The 2,907-nt window shown below is 48.0% G+C and carries 4 protein-coding genes; 1 reads left to right on the forward strand and 3 read right to left on the reverse strand.

What is annotated here, in order from left to right; translation table 11 throughout:
- The first annotated feature begins 36 nt into the window (after nt 1-36).
- A complete protein-coding gene (locus EBR25_12960) occupies nt 37-582 on the forward strand; it encodes a hypothetical protein (GenBank protein ID NBW41891.1) in 546 nt (181 codons plus the stop codon).
- A gap of 423 nt (nt 583-1,005) precedes the next feature.
- On the opposite strand, the gene EBR25_12965 is transcribed toward EBR25_12960, so the two are convergent.
- The 3 genes from EBR25_12965 to EBR25_12975 all read right to left on the reverse strand — a co-directional run bounded on the left by EBR25_12965 (nt 1,006) and on the right by EBR25_12975 (nt 2,571).
- Nucleotides 1,006-1,287, reverse strand: coding sequence for a hypothetical protein (locus tag EBR25_12965; GenBank protein ID NBW41892.1), 282 nt, complete (start codon nt 1,285-1,287; stop codon nt 1,006-1,008).
- Complete coding sequence (locus EBR25_12970; GenBank protein ID NBW41893.1) at nt 1,221-1,409, reverse strand: hypothetical protein; 189 nt, start codon at nt 1,407-1,409, stop codon at nt 1,221-1,223. Before EBR25_12970 ends, EBR25_12965 begins: the two co-directional genes overlap by 67 nt.
- 706 nt (nt 1,410-2,115) lie before the next feature.
- Nucleotides 2,116-2,571, reverse strand: a complete 456-nt coding sequence (locus EBR25_12975) for a GNAT family N-acetyltransferase (protein NBW41894.1) — start codon at nt 2,569-2,571, stop codon at nt 2,116-2,118.
- Nucleotides 2,572-2,907 lie beyond the last annotated feature (336 nt).

Below are 2,907 nucleotides of genomic sequence, written 5' to 3' on the forward strand. Positions count from 1 at the left end.
ATAACAACATTACTTAAGAAAGGCTCTGCGTAGTCATTGCTCGGGCTCGTTTGGGGAGAATTTCCGGGGATCTTTGCCAGTCATATGAAAGATTTAAAGGATTGTCTTTCGTTGAAGAGCTTTAAGAGGGGTGGCTTCTTAGGGCTCGGTGCGACAAAGACCCCGTGTTGGGACCCGAATGACCCAGGTTTTCAGCTTCAGCCAGAGTGTATGGAGGGATTATGTGAATGCAATAAGGACCTTCTTAAAGGAGGTGGCGATCTGAAGTGTAGTTGGAGCTTGGAGAAATTTAACTGTAAGACGGTTGAGAAAGCCCTTAAAAAGGGTGGGGCGGCACTGATCAATATTGGTGATCGTGATGATAAAACTACTACCGGTCACACGGTGCAGGCTGTAGCCGTAAAGTGTGATGAGAAGGGAAACCTCTCTGAGGTCATATTTCGTGATCCAGCTAACCCAGAACAGACCACCGATGCTACTGTTTGTCAGCCGCCATGTGGGAGATGGCATTCAGAGGATCCGAGATACGATAACATGACTGCCGAGGGCTTCTATACCATCGGACAAACGGATCGCCCGTAGAAAGCTCTCAGGAGTCTGATACTGGGCAGGTTGTTACATTCTGAGATATCATAGAGGAGAGAGCAGGTAGGGCATCTTTAAACTCGAAATCTGTATAGGAAAACTATGGTTCCAGACCTGGCGTAGCTGAGCTGGGTGTTGGCTCTGGAATATAAGAGGCAAGTAATCTTAAAATCATAATGAGAGGTGGAGTTTATGGTAGGTTGGGGTGAATTGAGAGATTTGAGGCAGGAAGTTGCATATCGTTGGGCTGTGTGAAGCGCCATTACGGAGCCAGTGTTCCAATCGGAGGGAAAGGCATCTTCTACGAGGTCGTTCCAGGCAAGCTTTGCGTCAGTGTAGAGTCTTCCAAGGAGCTTACGGTTAAACTTAATGCTCCTCGCAGGCGAGGAGTATAACTAGAGTGGTCTAAAGCTAATCGCTTTAGAATATTTTGCGAGGAGCATGCGTTGTCCCTCTGGGAGACTTTCGGACATTTTTAATGTCCTGCAGTAAATGGACGGAGCCGCTTTGGGATAGTGAATGGTGTGAGTGCTCATAGGGAAGCAGTACGTTCTCATGGAGATGCTCACCGAAGATTAATGCACGTTTCGCGTCACACGAAGGACAAAGATTTCTCCGCTTACATGAAAACGCTATCAGCTCAGAGTGATTGCACTTCTCACACTCTGCCCGGGCGCATCCGTGGAGAAGAATGCGCCGCAGTTCAGGTACGCATCGAACGCGCTAAGCACTTCATCGCGAAGCGCTCCGTACTCCGGCTGAAACCGCTCTTCCCAACTCCATTCGAGCTCATCTCGGTACTCATAGACAAGCCGGTACAGCACGGTCTCTTCCGGGCGCCGACGGGTGCGGCTAACGAGCTGTTTCTTAGAGTTATCCCATGTAGTTCTTCGTTCCACATAGGTGGAATCGAGAAATAGAGGGTGATTGTCGTCTTGAGCTCAGTGGCACGCGGGCATAACCAATCGCGTCATCAGGCAACCAGACAGTAATTTCAGGAAGTTAATGTGGTAAAATCGTAAAGTGCACGGCGGCGCGGGTTGCTGATGCGCGTAACGTTATCTTTCCCAGTGGTTAGGGGATTATTACAGAGTATGAGTCACACATTGTAGTAACTTACAGACGTCTATTTGTACCCGCTGCTTTACACTGTTTACTGAGTTAGCTACTTCTTGATACGCCGCTTGCCCGGCTGCTCAAAAGTTTCCGCCAACTCGCTTCAGGGCACCCTGATGAGGGAAGGCTTCTCGAAGATGCTTCAAAATACGGCTCAGATGAAGCTCTTGATGACTCTAAATACGAAATTCTGGCAGAGGACACAGTCCGAACCTGCCCTAAGGTGCTGAAATCTGGACTTCAGTCTGGCGCTCCCTTGTCTATCCCTTCCGCAATCAATAATCCAGTTGGAGCATTTGCTTATCTATCTCGCTCAGGGACGTCGGGTATGGAATGCAAACTCATTGAGTCATTGAAATGATTCGCGGAAAATGCAAATTTTTAGCCATCGTTCTCTAGCCATACAAACAATGCCTATTTAGAAAAAATGAGTTCGATTTTCTTGTCATTTCTCCTCGCTCGCGGATCCTTCTTACCTTTTCCGGTGGGCTGAAAACCTTTTGACCCGTATAGGGCTATTGCCGGAGCATTGCTCTCAGAAACCCATAGGGTAAGATTTGGAAACTGACACAACACTTCTTCCAGAAGCAAGCTAGCAACTCCTCTTCGACGAGCTGCGGGGATAACATACAGATCTGAGATCTCTGGGCATTCGCCAGTGGCGGTCAAATGAAGGTATCCAGCTATCCCGTCGTCAAAAAACGCGATGAAGGTAAGACTATCAGCCTTCTGAAGTTCGTTGTTCCACTTATCCAAGGCATTTTCGGGGTACATGCAATCACTTCCAAATGCCTCAAACCAAGATTGCTGATGCATTTTGCAAACGTCCGCTATATTCGAGGTTGTAGCCTTCCGCAGATCTATTTTCATTATCCCCCCCAGTACTCAGGTACCACTATCTTTTTTTACTTTACTATCTCACTATGTCGTTGGCGACCTTGAAGAGCTCTTGTTGCTTTAGCGTTATCTGAGTGTGATCAGCGAACTTGCTAACTGATTGATTCTATGTACGGAGAGGAGAACCCTAGATACACCTCTCCCGTGTTTACGGATTTAGTCGGGAATAATTGAGATAACGGGACGAAAAGAGCTGAGCCCCTGCAATAGCTGCGGCGAGCGACATCTCCTGAGTTCGGGAGTTTTGACGAGTTATGGGCTCGGAACAATCAGGGGCTCCTTTTGCGTAAAGTCATGTTCGGTTCGTCG

It is taken from the genome of bacterium, from assembly GCA_009926305.1.
Taxonomy (GTDB): Bacteria; Bdellovibrionota_C; UBA2361; order UBA2361; family RFPC01; genus RFPC01.

Excerpts from the sequence above, each read along its gene's own strand:
- EBR25_12975 (NBW41894.1), bottom strand. The coding sequence starts at position 2,571 with ATGAAAATAGATCTGCGGAAGGCTACAACCTCGAATATAGCGGACGTT.